The organism is Zhihengliuella salsuginis (genome assembly GCF_014651715.1).
Lineage (GTDB): Bacteria > Actinomycetota > Actinomycetes > Actinomycetales > Micrococcaceae > Zhihengliuella > Zhihengliuella salsuginis.
Map to the genome: position 1 here is coordinate 76850 of NZ_BMXK01000001.1, position 20790 is coordinate 97639.

Sequence of the window (20790 nt, forward strand, 5' to 3'; positions counted from 1 at the left end):
CCCTCGCGTCAAGTATGTGGTCGGCGCAACATGCTGCGGCTGCGGCCAGTCTAGTTGGAGCGGGCGTTCTGGCGCACCCGGACCCAGCGGTTGGTCAGCCGGCGGTAGGATGCCGCGGCGCCCACCATGTCGCCGTCGCCGAGCGAATCGATCCCGAGGCGCAGGTCCTGCGGGGAGTCGTCCGGCCAGACGTAGTCCGCCAGGAGGCCGTAGTCGAGCTCCACGATCGAGTCCTCGTGGAAGCTCTTCAGCCAGTCGCCCAGGGACGTCAGCTCGTCGAGGATGTCGAGCTCGGGGGCGTTGATGGCCAGCGAGGCCGCCGCCACCCGGGTCCGCTCGAGGACCTGGACCGCGGGCGCCGCCAGCCGGACGCCGAGCAGCGATTGCTCGTCCTCGTCGATCTCCACGTGGTCGTCCTCGCGCAGCGCGACGAACCAGGCCAGCGGGACGCCCCACACCGAGGTGCGGGTGTGCAGGTGGGCGACCTCGTCCGCGAACCGGTCCGGGTCGGTGCGCTCGGCGTTGGCGGCCCGGGAGGCCTCGGGCATCACCAGTGCCAGCACCTGCGGGCGCATCAGGTGGTCGAGCTGCTCTGCGGCGATGGTCGCGCGCGTCTGCACCTGGTCCGGGCAGAAGAACGGCGCGGTCACGCCGTCGGCCCCGGGGTAGTGCAGCACCCGGTACTGCTCCACGTCGGGGCCGGGGAAGGGGTCCGAGATCTCGCGCAGGATGCGTCGCAGCGACTCGGCGGCCAGGCGCTCCTCGAGCTCGGCGCGCGGCGTATCCCGCTGCTGGGCGATGACGAGCTGCGATTCGTCGTCGTACGCGCGCAGCGGTTCGAAGACGCGCAGGTGGGCCGACGGCGGCAGCCGGCGCCGCGCGGACGCCCCCTCGTGCTCCTGGCCCCCGGTCGCCATGCTCAGCCCAGCTCCACCAGCACGGGGGCGTGGTCCGAGGCGCCCTTGCCCTTGCGCTCCTCGCGGTCGATCGAGGCGCCCGTGACGCGCTCGGCGAGGGCGGGGGAGGCCAGGACGAAGTCGATGCGCATGCCCTCGCGCTTCGGGAAGCGCAGCTTGGTGTAGTCCCAGTACGTGTAGACGCCCGGACCGGGGGTGTGCGGGCGGACGACGTCGACGAAGCCGGTGTCGAGGAACGCGTCGAAGGCCGCGCGCTCGGGCTCGGAGACGTGGGTGAGCTCGTTCTCGACGAAGTAGTCGATGTCCCAGACGTCGTCGTCCTGCGGAGCGATGTTCCAGTCGCCCATCAGCGCGATCTGCGCGTCCGGGTTCTCGGCCAGCCAGCCGGCGGCCTGCCGGTTCAGGGTGTCGAGCCAGGAGAGCTTGTAGGGCATGTGCTCGTCCTCGCGGGCGCGGCCGTTGGGGACGTAGAGGCTCCAGACGCGGACGCCGCCGCAGGTCGCGGCGATGGCGCGCGGCTCCTGGATCGGGTCCTTGCCGCCCTTGCCGAAGGCGGGCTGGTCGGCGAAGGTGCGTTCGACGTCGTCGAGGCCGACGCGCGAGGCGATCGCGACGCCGTTCCACTGGTTCACGCCGAAGTGCGCGACCTCGTAGCCGTTCATCTCGAACAGCTCCCAGGGGAAGTTGTCGTCCTTGCACTTGGTCTCCTGGATGGCCAGGACGTCGGCATCGGTGCGGCGCAGCCAGTCTTCGACACGGTCGGCACGGGCGCGCAGCGAGTTCACATTCCAGGTAGCAATCAGCACGGCACCAACCTATCAATTGCGGGCGCGAGTGGAAGCCGGCCGCGATGAGTGGGCCCTGCCCCTGACCAGCACGCCGACGGTCGGGGTGGGTTCCGGACGGCGGATGTAGGCACCGGCGACCCGTTGACCGGGATTGATCGGCCCGGAAACCGGAGGTTCGCCACAGGTAGAGCGCGTGGAACCGGGTTGCTGGTGCGGAAGTGCTGCGGTATCGAGTCGCGGAGGCCGTTGGAGCGGCCGCGGCTCACGCTTGACGGATCGGTTGGTTGGTGCTTTGGTTAATTACATGAGTAATGAACCTAGCAACCGCGACGGGAAAGGGGCTGGTACGCGTGGATGACTCCAAGCCGATCTTCCTGCAGGTTGCCGAGCGCATCGAGGCCGGTGTGCTGGACGGGACCTACGCCGAAGAGGAGCAGGTCCCGTCGACCAACGAATTCGCCGCGTTCATGCGGATCAACCCGGCGACCGCCGGAAAGGGCATCACCCGGCTGGTCGAGTCGGGCGTCCTCTACAAGAAACGGGGCATCGGCATGTTCGTCACGAGCGGCGCACGCGCACAGCTTCTCGCAGCGCGGCGAGAGAGCTTCGCCGAACAGTACATCCACCCTCTGCTGCAGGCAGCCGCGCACCTCGACCTCGACTCCGACGAGCTGGTCGGCATGATCAGAGAAGCCACACACGAACCCCTGGGGGAACCGCGATGAGCACTTCACACGTCGTTCAGGTCTCGGGCCTGAACAAGAGCTACGGGAAGACCCGGGTCCTGACGGACCTCGACTTCAGCATCGAGGAGAACACGATCACCGGTCTGCTCGGCCGCAACGGCGCCGGCAAGACCACGATCATGTCGATCCTCGCCGGCCAGGAGCCGAAGTCAGGCGGACGCGTGAGCGTCTTCGGGGCCGAGCCCTTCGAGAACGCCGACGTCCTGGCCAACATGTGCTTCGTCCGCGAATCCCAGAAGTACCCGGAGGATTTCAAGACCTCGCACGTGCTCAAGACCGGCCCCTGGTTCTTCGAGAACTGGGACGCCGCCCTGGCGGACGAGCTCGTCGACGTCTTCCGCCTGCCCGTGAACACGCGCATCAAGAAGCTCTCGCGCGGGCAGCTCTCGGCGGTCGCCATCATCGTCGGCATGGCCTCGCGCGCGCCGCTGACGATCTTCGACGAGCCCTACCTGGGCCTCGACGCGACGGCGCGCGGGCTGTTCTACGACTACCTGCTGCGCGACTTCATGGAGCACCCGCGCACCATCCTCATGTCCACCCACCTCATCGACGAGGTCTCCAACCTCCTCGAGAAGGTCGTCGTGATCGACCGCGGCCGCAAGGTGCTCGACACCGGGGTCGACGAGGCCCGCGACGCAGCGTTCACCGTGGCCGGGGGCGCCCAGGCGATCGACGCCGTCGTGCAGGACCGCAAGGTGCTCCGCCGGCAGAGCCTCGGCGGGCTCGCTTCGGTCACGGTCGACGGGTTTGCCGACGAGGCGATCCGCGCCCGCGCCGCCCAACACGGCGCGGAGATCGGGGCCGTCGGCCTGCAGGACCTCGTCTCCGCGTACGGCCTGATCGACGACCCGGCCGCCGCAGCCATCACGGGTGAACCCCGAACCCGCCAGAACGCCACCGAGGAGGTCACGCGATGAGCACCGCCACCACGCACGCCGAACTGCCCGCACGCCACCGTCCGGGCTCGCTGTCCAAGATCGTCCGCCTGCACTTCGTCGACCGCTCCCGCATGATCGACGCGCCCCTGCTCATCATGGCCGGCGTCGCCGTTCTGATCATCGCGGTCATGCTGGTCCTGCAGTCCTTCACCGACGTCTCCCGCGCGGATCTCTCGGAGGGCTTCCGCTACAACCAGGCCGCGATCTGGTGCCTGAGCGGCTACATCATGAACGTCGGCGTCATGGCCTACGCGCGCACCATGCCGTACGCGATGGGCCTGGGTGCCACCCGCCGCCAATACTTCTGGGGCACCACGGCGGCCCTGGCGCTGGAGGCGCTGATCATCGCCGCCATGATGACCGTGTTCCTCTTCCTCGAGAAGGTCACGGGCCACTGGTTCACGGGCGCGCGCATGTTCGACACCTACCTGATCGGCGACGGCGACTACTCGAGCTTGTTCGTCCTGGGCTTCGGGATCGCGCTCGCGATGCTGTTCCTGGGCAGCCTCTTCGCAGCCGTCTACATGCGCTGGGGTCCGCCCGGCGTGATCGCCTCGATCGCGGTGATCGTCCTGGCGGTCCTCGGCGTGGTCTCGATGGTGCTCGGCTTCGACCTCGACGTCATCGCCTGGTTCACGCCGTTCGCATTCTGGAAGGTCGCCGGCGTGCTCGTGCTGGTCTCCGCGCTCGCCGCGCTCGGCTCCTGGGGCGTGATGCGCCGGGTCCCGGTCGGTCGCTGAGCCGGCACAGTGAAGAGGTACGACGACGGAGCCCGCCGAGCGCCGTCGTCGTACCACTGCGTGCGGGGACACCCTGCCGCGCCGAACGCGGAGCCGATCCGACACACTCGAAACGCTCGGTACCACGGCTTTTCGGCTCCGCGTTGGAGCGGTCGTCCTCTGCTATGCCGGAGTGCTCGTCAGCGCCACCAGGAATCGAGGATCGTGACCGGGACCGTGCGTTTGTGGCGGGTGATCAGGTAGCGCCGCTCCAGCTTCTCGGCCGTGGCCTCGTCGATCTCGCGGCCCTCGAGGAAGTCGTCGATGGCGTCGTAGGTCATGCCGAGCTCGTCCTCGTCTGAGCGGCCCGGCTGGTCGTCCAGCAGGTCGGCGGTCGGCACCTTCGACCACACCTGCTCCGGGGCGCCGAGGTGCTCGGTGAGCTGGCGGATCTGGCGCTTGTTCAGGCCGAAGAGCGGCAGGATGTCCGCGCCGCCGTCGCCGAACTTGGTGAAGAAGCCCGTCACGGATTCGGCGCCGTGGTCGGTGCCGACGACCAGCAGGTTGCGCTCGCCGGCCAGTGCGTACTGTGCCGCCATGCGCATGCGGGCCTTGGAGTTGCCCTTGTTGAAGTCGGAGATCTCGCGGTCCGTGGTCTGTGCGAACTCGGCCTCGAGCCCGTCGACGGCGAGTTTCACGTTGAACGTCCAAGTGGTGGACGGCCGGATGAATTCGAGGGCCCGCTGGGCGTCGTCCTCGTCGGCCTGCACGCCGTACGGCAGGCGGACCGCCACGAAGTCCGCCTCGTGCCCGTCGGACTGCAGGTCCTCGGCCGCCAGCTGGGCGAGCCGGCCGGCCAGCGAGGAGTCCACGCCGCCGGAGATGCCGAGCACGAACCCGGCGGTGCCGGTCGCGAGCGCGTACTCCCTGAGGAACTGGACGCGCCTCGCCACCTCCTCGGCAGGATCGATCTCGGGCGAAACGCCCATTTCTTCAACGATTCTCGCCTGCAGTTCGCGCATGCAGCCAGCATACCGGCGCGGTGCCGAACCGAGCTGAGGCGGAGGGGTGCGAAACAAGAAATTCACGCGCAGTCCTTGGCACGTTCTCAATGAACTGCTTGGATTGAATCAAGACCCGGCCCTCGGCAGCAGGGCACGTTGTAAGGACAGGCCGCCATGACCACTTCACGGTCCACCCCGCGCACCCCCGAACACCCTGCCCCGGAGCACTTCCTCCTCCACCTCAGCGACACCCACCTGCGGGGCGGCGACGCCGCGCTCGGCGGCACGATCGACGCCGAGGCCCGCCTGCAGATGATCTTCGCGGACCTCGAGGCCGCGGGATGCCGCCCGGAGGCCCTCCTGTTCACCGGGGACCTCGCCGACAAGGGCGAACCCGACGCCTACGCGAAGCTCCGGGCGATCGTCGAGCCCGCCGCCCGGCGGATGGGAGCCGACGTCGTCTGGGCGATGGGCAACCACGACGACCGCGGCGCCCTGCGCGCCGGCCTCCTGGACGAGGCGCCCAGCGCCGACCCGCTGGATACGGTGCACTGGCTGGGCGGGCTGCGCATCGTCGTCCTCGACACGTCGGTCCCCGGGGCCCACCACGGGGAGCTGACCGGCGGGCAGCTGGACTGGCTCGCGGCCGAGCTCGCGACCGACGCCCCGGAAGGCACCCTCCTGGCGCTGCACCACCCGCCGGTCCCGAGCGTCCAGCCGCTCGCGGTCCTCGTGGAGCTCCGCGGGCAGGCGGAGCTGGCCGAGGTGCTCCACGGCACGGACGTGCGCGCGATCCTCGGCGGGCACCTGCACTACTCGACGGCGGCGACTTTCGACGGCATCCCCGTCTCCGTCGCCTCGGCCACCTGCTACACGCAGGACCTCGCCGCCACCGTGGACGCCGAGACCGGCATCCGCGGCACCCGCGGCCGCGACTCCGCCCAGTCCTACAACCTGGTCCACGTCTTCCCGGACACGGTGGTGCACTCCGTGGTCCCGGCCGCCGGGGGAGAGGATTTCGGCGAGATCATGACCCCGCTCCAGGTCCAGCGGGTCCTGGAGGAGCACGGCATCCGGTACGACGGCGGGGCGGAGTCCGCGTCGGCCTGGCACCGGGGCGCCGTGCGCCAGGGCGCGCGGGGCTAGGAACTGGGCCGCCGACGGTCGCTGATTGCGCGTTTCGGAGCCCGGCTCCCGGCCCCCGGCCGCCGAATGGAGGTGTGATACCTCAGTTGGTTGAATAGGGTGGTTCCCACCTCCGGAGAAGGGCCGAGATGAAAACCCCGATCGCAAGTTCCGACTACCACACCGCCGGCGAGCCGTTCCGGATCGTCGAGTCGATCCCCTTCGAATTCGAGGGCGACACCGTGGCCGAGCGCCGTGCGAACGCCATGCGCGGCGGCGACATCGATTGGCTGCGCCAGGTGCTGTGCCTCGAGCCGCGCGGCCACGCCGACATGTACGGAGGGTTCATCACCCCGCCCGACGACGATGGCGCGGACTTCGGTGTGCTGTTCTGGCACAAGGACGGCTTCTCGACGGCATGCGGGCACGGGACGATCGCGCTCGGCGTCTGGGCCCTGCAGCGCGGCCTCGTGGCCCCGGATCCGTCAGGCTCCACCGACGTGACGGTCGACGTCCCCTCCGGCCGCGTCACGGCCCGCGTGCACACCGAGGGCGAGCGGGTGACCGCCGTCGACTTCATCAACGTACCGAGCTACGTTCTGGCCACGGACGTTCCACTCGCGACGTCCCGCGGTGAGGTCTCCGTGGATGTCAGCTTCGGCGGAGCCGCCTACGCCCAGGTCGACGCCGCGACGCTCGGACTGGAGGTGGCTCCGGAGAACGTCACCGAGCTGATCGCGATCGGCCGCGAGATCAAGTGGGCGCTGAACGATTCCGAGCACGCCCGCCACCCCTCGGACGACCGTCTGAGCGGCATCTACGGGACCATCATCCACGAGCGGCTCCCGCCCGGGGCCGACGGCGAAGTCCGTTACCGCAACATCACCGTGTTCGCGGACGGCCAGGTGGACCGCTCGCCGACCGGTTCGGGGACGGCCGCCCGCGTCGCCACGCTCGTCGCCAGCGGTGAGCTGGGCGACGGCGGTACGTTCGTCAACGAGTCCGTCGTCGGCTCGGCGTTCACGGCGCGCATTGCGGAACGACTTGAGGTTGAGGGTCGCGCCGCCGTCGTTGCCGAGGTGCGGGGCACGGCCTACAAGACGGGCGAGCACCGCTTCGAGGTGGATCCGCACGACCCGCTGGTCCCCGGGTTCGTGCTCCGCTGACCGGGTGATGCGGCTCCTGCGCCGCAAAGAACCTGCCGCCCCGCGCCGAGTAGTCACGAAATGCTGAGATTTCCACGGATCACAGCTCTCAGCGACGACTGGCTGGTGCCGGATCGCAGTCAGTGACGACTCGACCCGGGGCTGCAGGACTACGGCGTCTCGCGCTCCCACGGTGCCACGATCGGGAAGTACTTCTCGAGGAAGTCGGTCACGACCTCCTGCCGCTCCTTGGCGGAGACCTCGGGGAACGAACCGTCGTTGAGGCAGAAGAAGTCCTGGTTGCGCTTGCGCACCAGCTTCGACAGGCTGTCCAATCCGGAGAACATCGTGGTGTCGACGTACTTCACCTTCGCCCCCACCTTGGTCACGGCGCGCCCGGTGAGCAGCGCGTAGTAGTGGTAGAGCGAGTTCGTCACGGAGATGTTGTCCTTCGCGCGGAACCGGCTCGCGGCCGTGGACGCGAACTCCTCGGAGAACGTCTCCTCCATCTCGTGCAGGACGCTGCGGCGCAGCGGGGCCGCCGTGTGCTCCAGATGGCGCGTCGTGATGCGGCCGAACCGGTCGTGCAGCAGGCGGCGGTTCACGCGGGCCGCGTTCTCGAATCCCGAGCGGTCCAGGTGGTTGTCGCCGAGCCCGATCCGGGTCTCCGCCTCGATGAACTTGGTGATGCCGCCCGGGGAGAAGAACATGTCCGGTCCGAGCGGGCGCCCGAAGAACATGTCGTCGTTCGAGTACAGGAAGTGCTCGGAGAGGCCCTCGATGTGCTGCAGCTGCGCCTCGATGGCCTGCGAGTTGAACACGGGCAGCACGTCCGCGTCGCGGAAGTGGTCCTCGGCCCGAACGATCGTGACGTCCGGGTGCTCCGCGTCCAGCCACGCCGGGATCGGCGAGTCCGTGCAGATGTAGACGTGGCGGACCCACGGGGCGAACATGTGGATGGAGCGCAGCGCGTACTTCAGCTCGTCGATCTGCCGGTAGCGCGCCTCGTCGTCGTCCCCTTCGCCGACCACGACGTTCTCCATGAAGGAGGCCCGGTAGCGCTGGAAGTCCAGGTTGTTCCCGTCAACCCAGGAGAAGACGATGTCGATGGGGAAGTCGATGTCCGTCGCGTGGTCGGAGAACATGTTCTCGATCGTGGACCAGACGCGCCCGTACCGCTGGACGGTCCCGCGCACGGCCTCGTCGGCGGGGATCGTGCGGCGGGTCAGGGAGTTCTCGATGGGCAGCTTGACGGTGCCGTCGTCGTCGAACTTCCACAACTCCACCTGCACACCCGTGCCCTGGCCGTAGCCGAGGCCGCCGATCGGCTCGACGCGCGGGCGGTAGAGCCGGAACATGCGGGCCTTGGAGCTCAGGCTCAGCTTCCCGTCGGCGACCAGCAGCGCCTTGTCCCGGCGGGTGTCGACGCTCAGCGAGTAGAACGGCTCGTCCGCACAGGCCGTGACGAGGGCCGCGCGCAGGCGCTTGCGCTGCTTCCAGTCGACGGCCACGACGGGGCGCGCGTCGCTGCCGCGGACGAGCAGGTGCTCGATCCCGGCCGCGTCCAGGGCGTCGCGGACGAACAGCAGGTCGATCACCATCGCGTCGCTGGGCGTGATGGTCCGGTTGGCGAGGGCGTAGCGACCCTTGTGCCGTACGACGTCGTCGCGTCCGGAGAAGCGCGCGCTCGCCTCGGCGCTGGTCACCTCCGTGATCTCGCCGGTTCTCGATTCCGGCTCGGGCGCGGCGTGGTAGATCTCCGACGGGAATGCCGCGTTCTGGGGGTGACCGTGTGGGGTCATCTACTGACTCTCTCCTTCCGGGCCGGAACCGTCCCAGCCCAAGTTCTCCGCCATGCGCTGCAGGGAGCCCACGGTCGTCGCGTACTGCTCGGCTGTGATGCCGGCGCTGGAGGCCTCGCGCATGTTGGTGACGACCTCATTGAGCTTCTCCCAGCCCGTGCCGCCCTGGCCGCTGAGCGAGAGGACTCCGCCGTCGCTGACGATCCACCCGGACTCGATGAGCTCGGCCAGATGCTCGTCGAGCGTGTCCGGCTCGTCGGCGGGCGTCGGCGCCAGGTAGGGGCCGAGCGCGTGTGTGAGCTCGTCGTGGGTGGCGGGCTTCTTGGCGAGCGTGTTCAGCAGCTGCCACTGCAGCCGTGTGACTCCGTGCTCCTCGAGCACGACCGCGAACTGCTTCGCGATCAGGGAGTCCACGAGCTTCAGCCAGAAGCCGAGCGGGCGATCATGATTCTCGGTCACCTTGACCTCCTTCTGCGCGGGTCCTCGATAGGCCCAGCGTAGACCCTGGAACCCGTTCTGTCTTGGGCGGGCGTCGCGGCGCGCGAGACACTAGAATCGTGAACATGACTTCCCACGCTGACGCCCGCGCCCGCCTGCTCGAACTCATCAAGGAACTCGCCGTCGTGCGCGGCAAGGTGACACTGTCCTCCGGCAAGGAGGCCGACTACTACATCGATCTGCGCCGCATCACCCTGCACCATGAGGCCTCCCGTCTGGTCGGCGAGGTCATGCTGGGGCTGCTCGACGACGCCGGCATCGACTTCGAGACGGCCGGCGGCCTGACGATGGGCGCCGACCCGGTCGGCACCGCCCTGATGCACGCAGCGGGCGACCAGGACCGGGCGATCGACGCGTTCGTGGTCCGCAAGGCCCAGAAGTCCTACGGCATGGGCCGCCAGGTCGAGGGGCCCGGCGTGGACGGACGTGACGTCGTCGTACTGGAGGACACGTCCACTACTGGAGGGTCCGCACTGACGGCCGTCGAGGGCGTGCGCAAGGCGGGCGGAAACGTGAAGGCGGTGGCCGTGATCGTGGACCGCGACACGGGCGCCAAGGAGCGCATCGAGGCCGAGGCCGAGGTGCCCTACCTGTTCGCGTTCGGACTCGACGAGCTGGGCCTCTAGACCCATGACGGTGCGGGTCCGCGATTTCGGCCAAGACGACGCCGCGTTCCTGGGCGCCCTCGCCCGGGATCCACGGGTGGTCCGGTTCGTCGGCGACGGGACCGTCTGGTCCGATGCCTACATCGCCGAGCGCACGGCGCAGGCCCTGACGCCGGGAGCGTGGGGCGAGGTCGGGGCCACGCGCTGGGTCACGCTCTGGTGCGACGAGGCGGGCGAGGAGCCCGGCGAGCACCGCATCGGGCTCGCGCTGGCCATGTTCAAGGACCTGGGCGGAGATATCGGGGAGTGCACTGAGATCGGCTACTGGCTGGACCCGGACTTCTGGGGCTGCGGCCTGGCCAAGCCCATGGTCGCCGCGGTCGCCGACTGGGTCGAGGCCAACGCGGCGGAGCCCGGCGGACCGCACCTGGTGGCCAGGATCGCGCCGGACAACGCCGCCAGCGCGGCGACGGTCCGTGGGCTCGGCTTCGAGTACACGGGCGCGAGCGAGGGGCTCGACGTCTACACGCGCTCCCGCTAATGAATTCAGGTCTACTCGCCGTCGTCGGTGCCTAGCTCTGGAGGCCCAGTGCGAAGTAAGCCCAGTCTGTTGATGGCTGGTGCACTACGGACGCGCCCGATCTACACGAGTTGGTCTTGATGGAGAGCAGGCCAACGCCTGAACCTACGGGGTGGCCACTTCCACGTCCGCCCGGTCAATAGCCGCCAGCCAGGCCTCAAAGGCGTCGCGGACCTTGTTGTAGCTGGCAGTGTTTGATTTGCCGGACATGTCGACTCCTATAATAAGAAGAGATGCGTCGAATGCCAGGTCAGCGAGTTCAGTTCGTCCCAAACAGCTAGGGGAAGAATTCTCAGACAAGTTGGAAACTGTGTCATAAAATACCTCGACGGTTTCATGGTGATCGGTAGCACCGATACTCAGGATGACCATCTCCCATGATGACGCGACGAGTGCAATGGACGAGTCTGCGACGCACACGGATGGCGCCGTGTCCTGCCCTCCATATTCAGGGGGCAGCTTCTTAACCCGGGTTGCTAGGGCGGTCGCATAGTCGTCCAGAGTGCTGCCGGCGAGGCATGTCTCTCCGGCCTGAAGGGCGGCTAGCATCATCTCCTGAGCCGGAATGTCGAGCGATGCGTCCCCCTTCTCAACAACATCCACGACGGTCTGCGGTCCGGACGAAAGGTCATTGATTGCGTCGACGTAGAGCGGGTTTGCGATGTCCGCGAGTTCATCGAGCTCCTCTGCTAAATCCTTCGCAGCCTGATAGGCGCTGTTATCGATCTCCGCGGTGTTCATAATCTCGACGGTGTAGTCTGCCACTCGTAGTCCGAGCGCATTATCGCCGTTCCCGACCAAGCGGTCGCAAGTGGCCTTGCTCGATAGCGACTCAGATTCCGTTGAAAGTGCCGCGTTTGAGGATGAGGGCCCTGGAGTAGGCGAGGACGATGGTTCGGTCCCAGCAGAACCGCACCCAATTGTTGCCAAAATAAGCGGCAGGATGACATAGGTAGGCCGGTACTTCATAATTCCTCCCCAATATAGTGATTACGCATCTGTTGTATTCCTATCGAAGCCGTTTGGCTACCTCTGTGGCGCTCGACGATAGAGAACCAGTGGGCGGGCGTGACGCACCTTGCCGGGGGCGAGCTGGGTTCTTGTGGTCAAGGGCCCTGCGATGGCTGTCTTGTTTATGACTAGGGAACCATGGCGCTCTTGGCTGGATCGCAAGTGCCACAAACTAGTGAAATCGGCAAGACTCCGACAGCCGTGGACGCTCCGCGGTACGTCCTCCAAGAATTTGACTTGCTTGATTAAAGCGAGGATATGGCCGTATTTGTTTAAATCGAGATAGGAGGCCTCCTATCAGTAGATGCGGTGGACGAAATGATGAGCATACCGATGCGCTGGTCTGCCGTTTGTCGCTGAACTTTGAACTAGGAGCCGAACGTAGCCCTCGTCTGGCAGTATGCTGCCACCATGAAGTTCACTGCCCTCCACCGCGCACTCGGGCTGCCCCCTCAATTGCTCACGCTCGAGATTCTCCAGCAGGCCATGGAGGCTGGGGTGGCAGAGTCCGACGACTTGGACTGGAAATCGCAGCTGCCGGATCGAAAGAATCTCGCCCAGAGCGACGTGCCTAAGGACGTCGCAGCGATGGCCAACAGCGGCGGGGGGATTATCGTCTATGGAGTAGAGGAGCAGCAGAAGGCCGCCACGGGCCTAAAAGATACCGGCGAGCTCGACGAGGGCCACGAGCGCGCTCTCCGAAGTGTCGCCGTCACCGCGATATCTCCGCCCGTCTTCGGCCTTAAGATCCAGCGGCTCGGCACCCCCACTCAAGTCGTCGTCCTTGAGGTGCCAGCCAGCATCGACGGCCCCCACCTCATCTACCGCGGCGAATACTTCGGGGCTCCCGTCCGCAATGACGCCGACACCGTCTGGATGAAAGAACGTCAACTAGAAGCCATGTATAGGGCACGCTTCGACGAGCGCCGAAACGCCACAGAAGACCTTGACAACCTCTACGCCGAGCAGGCTCTGAGTCACGATATTGAAAGCCGAGCCTGGCTCATCGCCGTCGCACAACCCCGTCTTCCGGGACACTCCATCCGCCTGACTCGCGGTAAAGCCCAGAGCATAAGTCAACGTGCTGAAAAACTCGCGACGAACCACTTCACCCTTGACGGGCTGCGACCCTTCACCGAGTTGGGTATGAATCCACGCCGTGGTCTCCGTCGATGGAACACAAACAATCTGGGCACGGTCAGCGCCAATAGTGAAGCTTGGATTGCCATCCACGACAACGGGTCCGCTACTCTCGCGGTCGCTGTTGGCGGTCGCCGGAACCGCGATGACAGCAATGGTCCAGGCCAAGTTGAAGGGCATACGATCGAATACGCCCTCGCCGACTTCGGCGGACTTCTCCGCGCTTTGCAAGAGGCTTTCAGCCATGATGAGTACGGGGTTCGCATCGGCATAGAATGGGGAGGAGGGCCACTGTGCTTCCTCCTCGCGGACGGATTTGGCAACACTCGCCCAAACAATGGCCCCTCCATCCGTCGGTACGCCCCAGTGCGGTCGACACTCACGACTGGCGCAACATTGGACGAGTACCATCGCCAGATCTTCGCATTGACCGAGGACTGCCTGAATCAGGGAGGCATCACCGAGCTCCAAGTTCTAATCGAACCCACTCCTGATGACTAAGTCCCGAACGACTTCAAGAGGGGCACATCCCGTTGCCAGATACTGCCTAGAATGCTCCGGCAAAACCCATTTGTACCGCAGCATCGCTCAAACAGAACATGGGGCAATCTTCAATTCGGTCAGCTTGAACCCCGTCGAAGAAGATTCAACCGGGAATTACAACCATTTGTTGTGCCGGAAGACGGCCCAGAGGGTCACCCCGACGCCGAGCATGAGCCCGAGCGCCCCGTAGTAGCCGAACGGCCAGTCCAGTTCCGGCATGTTCTCGAAGTTCATCCCGTAGACGGCGCCGACCAGGCTGGGCGCGAAGATGATCGCCGCCCACGCCGAGATCTTCTTCATCTGTTCGTTCTGCTCGACTCCCGCCTGCGCGGCGGCCTGGGAGCTGAGCGTCGACGACAGCGACAGCGCGTTGGCCAGCAGGCTGCGCATCCCGGAGATCCGCTCGTTCAGGTGGACCACGTGGTCCTGCACGTCGGCGAGGTAGCGGTCCAGTTCGGTCGCCTCCGGCTCGTCCACCTCCGCGTCTTCCGGCGACGGGCCCCAGGCCGAGGCTCCCGTGGTGAGCCGGTTGCGCAGGGTCGTCATGACGCGTTCGAGCGGTGCCACGGCCTTCTGGAATTCGGTGACTTCGCGGAACAGCTCGTAGATGCGGCGCGAGACCCCGTAGTTCCCGGAGAACAGGTCCGCCTCGATCTCCTCCACGTCGACCTCGAGTCCGTCGGCGACGGGCTCGTACTCGTCGACGACCTGGTCGATGATGGCGTACTGGATCGCCACCGTTCCCATTGCCAGCAGGTCGGGGGAGCTCTCCATGCGGTGGCGCACGTTGGCCAGATCGGGGACCTCCGCCTGCCGCGCCGTGATCACGAAGTTCGGACCCGTGTAGACGTGCAATTCGCCGAACTCGATGGTCTCGACATCGTCCAGGTAGCGGGCGGGACGCAGCACCAGCAGGGTGTGGTCCCCGTAGGAGTCCATCTTCGCCCGCTGGTGCGATTCGAGGGTGTCCTCGACGGCGAGCGGGTGCAGCCCGAACTCCTCGGCGGCCGTGTTGATCTCCTCGATCGTGGGCCGGTACAGCCCGAGCCAGCACGTGCCGCCGCCGGAGCGCAGCTGCTCCAGCGTGGACTCGAAGTCGGGCGGCGTCTGCGTGCGCTGCCCGTGGACGTAGATGGCGCTGTCGACGATCGGCATGGTCCCAGACTAGGCCCGCCGCCGGCTGCGGACCATGAGCGGGCCCGGGCGCCCCCGCGCTACGCCTCGAACCGCCGGATCCACTCGGCCGGCGCGTCGAAGACCGGCTGAATGGCCCGCAGCGCCGCGCCCGCGAGCGAGGGGCGGGCCGCCGCCGTCGTCGTCTCGATGCGCACCCCGCCCGCCTCGACCGCGAGCGCGTGCCGGTCCAGCTGGGCGTTGACCAGCGGGGCGATGTCGGCCGCGAGGTGCCGGAAGTAGCCGCCGAGGACCACGGTGGGCAGGTCCACGATGTTCAGGACCTGCGACAGCGCGAGCCCCAGCGACGAGCCGATCCGCTCGATCGCGGCCTCCCGCGCGTCCCCCTCCAGTGACGTGAAGAACTCGGAGATGTAGCCGCTGCCCGTCTGCATCGACTGCTGCGCGATCGCCCAGTAGCTCGCGTACGCCTCCAGGCAGCCGCGCCGCCCGCACCGGCACTCGGGGCCACGCGGGTCCAGGCACAGGTGCCCGATCTCGCCGCCCCAGCCGTTGGCGCCGCGCTGGATGTCGCCGTCGACGACCACCGCCCCGCCGATGCCGCTCTCCCCGTACACGAGCACGAATCCCTCGCCGCGCCGGTTCACGATCTCCGTCTCGGCGACCAGCCGCGCGTCGTTCTCCACGCTCACGTCCAGGTCCTCGAGCCCGGGCGCGGTCTCGAGCAGCTCGGCGAGCGGCGCGTCCTCCCAGCCGAGGTTCGGCGCCGACTGCACCCGGCGCCCGTCCGGGCTCAGACGTCCGGGGACCGACACGCAGATCCCGCTGGTGCGGGTGTGGGGGTTGGCCGCCAGCAGCTCGGCGGCGAGGTCGGCGATCAGCACGACGGCGTCGCGCGGCGTGGGTGCCCGCGTCACGGGGGTCTCGGCCACGGCGACGACCTGCCGGCGCATGTCGATCATGTTCACCGCCACGTGGTCGGCGCTGACCGAGGCGCCGAGTCCGACGACGGCCGCCTGCGCGATCGAGACGGGTACGGAGGGGCGGCCGCCGGCGGCGCCTACGGCGCGGGTGGGGGCGTGCTCGATCAGGAACCCGGCGGCGAGCAGCTCGTCGACGAGCCGGGAGACGGTCGGCTTGGTCAGTCCGGTGGCCTGCGCCAGGGTGGCGCGGGAGAGCGGGGCGTCGGAGGAGGCGAGCGTGTTCAGCACGGTGCCCAGGTTGTGCTCCCGCACGTTCGTCAGCTGCATGGCCACCCTCTCCTCGATCGCGGTCTCCCGCCCGGCCGGCGCCCGCTGTCTCTACAAGGGTATTGCGTCGGGAGCCTTCAACGAGCATACTAAGTAATTATTCATAACTAATCGTTTTCACGGAAGGACCCCCGAATGATCACGCCTCGTCCCGAACACAAGTTCAGCTTCGGCCTCTGGACCACGGGCTGGGAGGCCCGCGACCAGTTCGGCCTCGCGACCCGCCCGGCGATCGACCCGGTCGACTCCCTGCACAAGCTCAAGGAGCTCGGCGCCTGGGGCTTCACCTTCCACGACAACGACGTGGTTCCGTTCGGCGCCTCGGCCTCCGAGCGCGACGCCATCCTGTCCCGACTGAAGGGCGCGATCGACGAGACCGGCCTCGTCGTCGAGATGGTCACCACCGACACGTTCGCCCACCCGGTCTTCAAGGACGGCGCGTTCACCTCCAACGACCGCGGCGTGCGCCGCTTCGGCCTGCGCAAGGTCCTCGAGAACGTCGACCTGGCCGCGGAGCTCGGCGCGAAGACGTTCGTCATGTGGGGCGGCCGCGAGGGCAGCGAGTACGACTCGTCGAAGGACCTGCTGGTCGCCCACGAGCGCTACGCCGAGGGCATCGACACCGTCGCCGGCTACATCAAGTCCAAGGGCTACGACCTGCGCATCGGCCTCGAGCCGAAGCCGAACGAGCCGCGCGGCAACATCTTCCTGCCGAGCATCGGCCACGCCCTCGCGTTCATCGCCGAGCTGGAGAACGGCGACATCGTCGGCGTGAACCCGGAGACCGGCCACGAGCAGATGGCCACCCTGAACTACAACCACGGCCTCGCCCAGGCCCTGTGGGCGGACAAGCTCTTCCACATCGACCTCAACGGCCAGCACGGCCCCATGTACGACCAGGACCTGGTCTTCGGCCACGGCGACCTGATCAGCGCGTTCTTCACGGTGGACCTGCTGGAGAACGGCTTCCCGTCCAAGCCGGGCGCCTACACCGGCGCCCGCCACTTCGACTACAAGCCCTCCCGCACGGAGTACACGGCGGGCCAGTGGGACGCCGCCGCGGCGAACATGGAGATGTACCTGATGCTCGCCGAGCGCGCGAAGTCCTTCCGCGCCGACCCGGAGGTCCAGGAGGCGCTCGAGGCCGCCGGCGTCAACGAGCTGGCGCAGCCGACCATCGCCGCGGGCGAGTCGCTGGCGGACCTGCTCGCCGACCGCTCCTCCTACGAGGAGTTCGACGCCGACGCCGCGGGCGAGCGGAACTACGGCTTCGTCCGCCTGCACCAGCTGGCCATGCGCCACCTGATCGGCTTCGGCGGCAAGTAGGCTGCCCTTGACCCGCCGACTCCCAGAACCGAGGATTCAACCATGAGCCGCACCCTTGTCGCCGGAATCGATTCGTCCACCCAGTCCACCAAGGTGCTCCTGGTCGACGCCGACACCGGCGAGGTCGTCGACGAGGGCCGCGCCAAGCACCCCGACGGCACGGAGGTCGACCCGCGGGCGTGGCTGGACGCGCTCGAGTCCGCCGGCGCCGGCCTGCTGGAGGAGGCCGCCGCGGTCGCCGTCGGCGGCCAGCAGCACGGGCTCGTCGCCCTGGACGAGAACGACGACGTCGTCCGGGACGCGCTGCTGTGGAACGATACCCGCTCGGCGTCCTCGGCCGAGGCGCTCATCGAGGAGATCGGCGGGCCCGAGGCGTGCGCGCAGGCGACCGGATCGCTGCTGGTCCCCTCGATCACGTCGACCAAGCTGCGCTGGGTGCGAGACAACGAGCCCGAGAACGCTGCGCGGATCAAGCGCGTGCTGCTGCCGCACGACTACCTGACCTGGCACCTGCGGTCCGACCGCACGCGCTTCACGACCGACCGCGGCGACGCCTCCGGCACCGGCTACTACTCGACCGTGGACGACGCGTGGGACCCGGCGCTCGCCGAGGCCGCGCTCGGGCACGCGTTCGAGCTGCCGGAGGTCGCCGCGCCGGACGCCGTCGTGGGGGAGACCGCGTGGGGCGCGAAGATCGCGCCCGGCACCGGCGACAACATGGCCGCCGCGCTCGGTCTGAATCTGAAGCCGGGCGACGTCTCCCTCTCGATCGGCACGTCCGGCGTGGCCGCCATGGTCTCGCCGACCCCGACGACGGATGCCAGCGGTCTGGTCGCCGGGTTCGCGGACGCGACGGGCCGCTACCTGCCACTGGCCTGCACGCTCAACGCCGCCCGCGTCCTCGACTTCGGCGCGCGCATGCTCGGCGTCGACCACGACCGCCTGGCGCAGCTCGCGCTCGAGTCGGTGCCGGGGGCGAACGGCGTCACCCTGCTGCCGTATCTCGACGGCGAGCGGACCCCGAACCGTCCGGACGCCACCGGCACGCTGACCGGCTTCACGAGTTCGACGTCGCAGGCCGACATCGCCCGGGCCTGCGTCGAGGGGCTGCTGTGCTCGCTGGCCGACGCCGTCGCGAACCTCGAGGAGTCGACCGGGACCAGCGCGGAGCGGATCTTCCTCATCGGCGGCGGCGCGAAGTCCGCCGCGGTGCGCGAACTGGCGCCGGCGATCCTCGGGCGCGACGTCGTCGTGCCGCCGGAGCGCGAGTACGTGGCGCTCGGCGCCGCCCGCCAGGCCGCCTGGGCGCTGACGGGCCGGCGGCCCGAGTGGGAGATCGCGGGTGCGAAGGTCTACTCGGCGGAGGCGACCCCGGCCGTGCTGGAGCAGTACCGCGCGCTGCGGGACAACACGGCCGGCTGGTAGGCCGCTTCGGCCGGCTCCGGAATCACGGCTCAGGCCCGGATCTCATGGATAGTTCCTGTCAAGCAGGGTCAGGGTCGAACCGCAGAGGTTTCTGATGGGGCCGCGAAGCCGTTCTGGGAGCAGGCTGCCGCTGGCTGCTTCAGCCTCTTCCCGCAGGACTTCGTCCAGCGCGTCGGGAATGAGAAGGGCCAGAGCCCGGACTGTTCCGACGATCCAGTCTTCGTCTATGCCGGAGTCGGCGGCGAATTTGGTCCAATGTTTGCGCGCCACCCGCCCGAATCTTCGCTCGCCACCGATGGCCATGGCGGATTTTCGCAGGCCGTCCTTCTTGCTCGGTATGCCGTCTTCAAGATATTCGTAGGGCAGCCCGGAGGCGATGTCGTAGAAGGGTGCCAAGGCGACCAGGCCGGGCGCAAGAATGATTGAGTAGTTCTTGGCATGCGCATCTGGTGCCCCCAGCAGGTAATTGCCGATCAGCCCTTCTGCGAACCGGTGGACTTCGGTCTCAGGAGCCCCTGACTCCCGGAGGGTTCGAACGATTTTCAGCGCAGACGGCCCCTTGGCGGATTCGTACTTGTATCTCGGGAGGGTCGACGTTGCTTGGCAGAGATCTTCTTGATGGATGCGAATCACGCGTCCGTTGTCGATGAGTCGGTCGTAGCGTTCGACGACGATGGCGGGAGAATCATCGAACTCCACGTATTCGCTCTGTGCGACGGGGAGCCCGGCCTTGCCGAGTGTTTTCAGGGACAGGTGCTCGTTGAGGGCCTGGTCCCTGAAGTCGTTGATACCGGGTTTGAGGATGTGCGTTGTGGGCTCGGCTCCAATGGCCTCGTGCCAGCCGTCCGCCCATCTGAGCGCGAATTTCGACTGGGCACCTGCCAGGGACCAGCGCTCTTTGTCAACGATCCATGATCCCTTGGGGTCGGAAGCAAGCGATCGCAGCCTGCGGCCGATGTCTCTCTCGGTGCACGGTATGAGGTCTCCCGTCTCAGCGAGTGCCATGTCAAGCTCGGATGGCCGTACGAATTGGACGGCTCCCGCGCATTCCAGTCCGATGTGCTCGAGCAGTGCAAAGGGGTTGGCCGGAGAGATGTCGAATGCTTGGGCAAGGGCTTGGCGCACGCCTTCTCCCTCTGGAAGCAGGCCCTCGATGAATGGGTCTGTTTTCCGCTTGGGATAGGGATCCGCGCGGTAGGGAAGGGCCACGGAAACCTCGTTCACGGGGTCCGCGTCGACCGAATACTGGAACGTGCGGTTGCCCTGGGTGCTCTGCTGCAGGACTCCGACGAGCTCTCCGTGGAGCAGAACGAGCAGCTCTTTCACGAGCGCTCTTGATCTGTCGTGTCGAGTGTGCCGGGGGTCCGGGACGATGATGCGCCTGAGCGTCGGAGGGCATCAAGAGCGTCTGCCGACGGGCTGGCGGATCGCCGTAGTGCTTTCAGTGCTTCTTCCCTTTGGCTGGTCGTCCGGCCCCCGGAGCGGCCAGGTGAAGAGGCTTCGGCATCCTGGGTGCGGTCACCCGAGAGTGATTTCGCCTGGTCGGGGCGCTCAGTGAGTTCGAATGAGAGGTCGAGTGCGCGCAGCACATCGAGCACCTTTCCAAGCTCGGCCCCTGTTCGTGCCCCTTGTTCAACCCCGATCAACCACTTGCGGGAGACGCCGGCTCGCGCGGCCAAGGCCGCCTGCGTCACGCCCGCTCTCACCCGAGCGTCGTGCACGGCGGTGCCCAACTGACGCTGCGTGGAGATGGCCCGCTTTCTCATGGTGTGAACATACCATCACATCGGGCGATGAGTACATACCGTCACGTTGGCGAATGTGTCGAATGTGTCACCAACTCAATTGTGAAGGTTTTGACACAACCTCGTGTGCGGGCGTCCTTTCTATCGGGCGGCGCCAGGTACGCCGTCGTTGGCGGAGTGTGCCCGGCCTCCTGCGTCGCGGCTCAAGCTGCGAGCTTCTCGAGCCCGTCGGCCACCGGGTCGGGCAGGCGCGTGCTGCCGCTGTGGCGGCGACTTGCCTCTTCGGTGGGGACGTCGACTGGTCCATGCACACGGAGGCGCCGCGTCGCGCGGCCAGATGATCCGC

At 67.5% G+C, this 20790-nt stretch carries 20 protein-coding genes; 10 read left to right on the forward strand and 10 right to left on the reverse strand.

The features are described 5' to 3' along the window. Nucleotides 1-50 precede the first annotated feature (50 nt). Both IE069_RS00385 and IE069_RS00390 read right to left on the reverse strand, forming a co-directional pair. The gene (locus tag IE069_RS00385; RefSeq protein ID WP_189348127.1) at nt 51-917 is read right to left on the reverse strand and encodes a DUF8083 family protein; all 867 of its coding nucleotides are present in this window, start codon (nt 915-917) and stop codon (nt 51-53) included. 2 nt (nt 918-919) lie between these two features. Further along, nucleotides 920-1723 (reverse strand): exodeoxyribonuclease III, encoded by an 804-nt coding sequence (locus IE069_RS00390; protein WP_189348128.1) that lies wholly within the window; start codon nt 1721-1723, stop codon nt 920-922. 293 nt (nt 1724-2016) lie between these two features. On the opposite strand from IE069_RS00390, the gene IE069_RS00395 reads away from it, so the two are divergent. Genes IE069_RS00395 through IE069_RS00405 form a run of 3 tightly spaced genes read left to right on the forward strand, consistent with a single transcriptional unit; the run spans nt 2017 to nt 4132 of the window. Then, nucleotides 2017-2430: a GntR family transcriptional regulator gene (locus IE069_RS00395; RefSeq protein WP_189348129.1), complete on the forward strand. Its 414-nt coding sequence runs from the start codon at nt 2017-2019 to the stop codon at nt 2428-2430. Next, on the forward strand, nt 2427-3371 hold the full coding sequence (locus IE069_RS00400; RefSeq protein ID WP_189348130.1) for an ATP-binding cassette domain-containing protein: 945 nt from the start codon (nt 2427-2429) through the stop codon (nt 3369-3371). Before IE069_RS00395 ends, IE069_RS00400 begins: the two co-directional genes overlap by 4 nt. Continuing rightward, nucleotides 3368-4132, forward strand: coding sequence for a hypothetical protein (locus IE069_RS00405; protein WP_189348131.1), 765 nt, complete (start codon nt 3368-3370; stop codon nt 4130-4132). Before IE069_RS00400 ends, IE069_RS00405 begins: the two co-directional genes overlap by 4 nt. A 179-nt stretch (nt 4133-4311) precedes the next feature. Here IE069_RS00405 and nadE read toward each other — a convergent pair whose 3' ends face one another. Next, nucleotides 4312-5133, reverse strand: a complete 822-nt coding sequence (nadE, locus tag IE069_RS00410; RefSeq protein ID WP_189348132.1) for an NAD(+) synthase — start codon at nt 5131-5133, stop codon at nt 4312-4314. Nucleotides 5134-5289: 156 nt separating this feature from the next. Between nadE and IE069_RS00415 the strand changes: the two genes are divergently transcribed. Continuing rightward, nucleotides 5290-6261, forward strand: coding sequence for a phosphodiesterase (locus IE069_RS00415; RefSeq protein WP_189348133.1), 972 nt, complete (start codon nt 5290-5292; stop codon nt 6259-6261). Between the two features lie 128 nt (nt 6262-6389). Continuing rightward, nucleotides 6390-7406 carry a proline racemase family protein gene (locus tag IE069_RS00420; RefSeq protein WP_189348134.1) on the forward strand — a complete coding sequence of 339 codons (1017 nt, stop codon included), beginning with the start codon at nt 6390-6392 and terminating at the stop codon, nt 7404-7406. Nucleotides 7407-7555: 149 nt separating this feature from the next. Here the strand turns inward: IE069_RS00420 and IE069_RS00425 are convergent, their stop codons facing one another. Continuing rightward, the gene (locus IE069_RS00425; protein ID WP_189348135.1) at nt 7556-9187 is read right to left on the reverse strand and encodes a stealth family protein; all 1632 of its coding nucleotides are present in this window, start codon (nt 9185-9187) and stop codon (nt 7556-7558) included. Next, a complete protein-coding gene (locus IE069_RS00430; protein ID WP_189348136.1) occupies nt 9188-9646 on the reverse strand; it encodes a MarR family winged helix-turn-helix transcriptional regulator in 459 nt (152 codons plus the stop codon). Nucleotides 9647-9750: 104 nt separating this feature from the next. Here IE069_RS00430 and pyrE point away from each other — a divergent pair, with 104 nt between their 5' ends. Beyond that, nucleotides 9751-10311: an orotate phosphoribosyltransferase gene (gene pyrE / locus IE069_RS00435; protein WP_189348137.1), complete on the forward strand. Its 561-nt coding sequence runs from the start codon at nt 9751-9753 to the stop codon at nt 10309-10311. Nucleotides 10312-10315: 4 nt separating this feature from the next. Then, a complete protein-coding gene (locus IE069_RS00440; protein WP_189348138.1) occupies nt 10316-10831 on the forward strand; it encodes a GNAT family N-acetyltransferase in 516 nt (171 codons plus the stop codon). Nucleotides 10832-10975: 144 nt separating this feature from the next. On the opposite strand, the gene IE069_RS00445 is transcribed toward IE069_RS00440, so the two are convergent. Further along, a complete protein-coding gene (locus tag IE069_RS00445) occupies nt 10976-11635 on the reverse strand; it encodes a hypothetical protein (RefSeq protein ID WP_189348139.1) in 660 nt (219 codons plus the stop codon). 657 nt (nt 11636-12292) lie between these two features. On the opposite strand from IE069_RS00445, the gene IE069_RS00450 reads away from it, so the two are divergent. Further along, entirely contained in the window at nt 12293-13522 is a 1230-nt protein-coding gene (locus tag IE069_RS00450) for an AlbA family DNA-binding domain-containing protein (RefSeq protein WP_189348140.1), read from the forward strand. Between the two features lie 156 nt (nt 13523-13678). On the opposite strand, the gene IE069_RS00455 is transcribed toward IE069_RS00450, so the two are convergent. Beyond that, complete coding sequence (locus tag IE069_RS00455) at nt 13679-14719, reverse strand: magnesium and cobalt transport protein CorA (protein WP_189348141.1); 1041 nt, start codon at nt 14717-14719, stop codon at nt 13679-13681. A gap of 59 nt (nt 14720-14778) precedes the next feature. After that, entirely contained in the window at nt 14779-15948 is a 1170-nt protein-coding gene (locus IE069_RS00460) for an ROK family transcriptional regulator (RefSeq protein ID WP_189348142.1), read from the reverse strand. Nucleotides 15949-16083: 135 nt separating this feature from the next. Between IE069_RS00460 and xylA the strand changes: the two genes are divergently transcribed. Then, entirely contained in the window at nt 16084-17274 is a 1191-nt protein-coding gene (gene xylA / locus IE069_RS00465) for a xylose isomerase (protein WP_189348143.1), read from the forward strand. A 42-nt stretch (nt 17275-17316) separates the two neighbouring features. Beyond that, the gene (gene xylB, locus IE069_RS00470; protein ID WP_189348144.1) at nt 17317-18699 is read left to right on the forward strand and encodes a xylulokinase; all 1383 of its coding nucleotides are present in this window, start codon (nt 17317-17319) and stop codon (nt 18697-18699) included. 42 nt (nt 18700-18741) lie between these two features. Here xylB and IE069_RS00475 read toward each other — a convergent pair whose 3' ends face one another. Further along, complete coding sequence (locus tag IE069_RS00475; RefSeq protein ID WP_189348145.1) at nt 18742-20025, reverse strand: type II toxin-antitoxin system HipA family toxin; 1284 nt, start codon at nt 20023-20025, stop codon at nt 18742-18744. Continuing rightward, entirely contained in the window at nt 20022-20465 is a 444-nt protein-coding gene (locus IE069_RS00480; RefSeq protein ID WP_189348146.1) for a helix-turn-helix domain-containing protein, read from the reverse strand. The genes IE069_RS00475 and IE069_RS00480 overlap by 4 nt, the downstream gene beginning before the upstream one ends. Between the last annotated feature and the right edge of the window lie 325 nt (nt 20466-20790).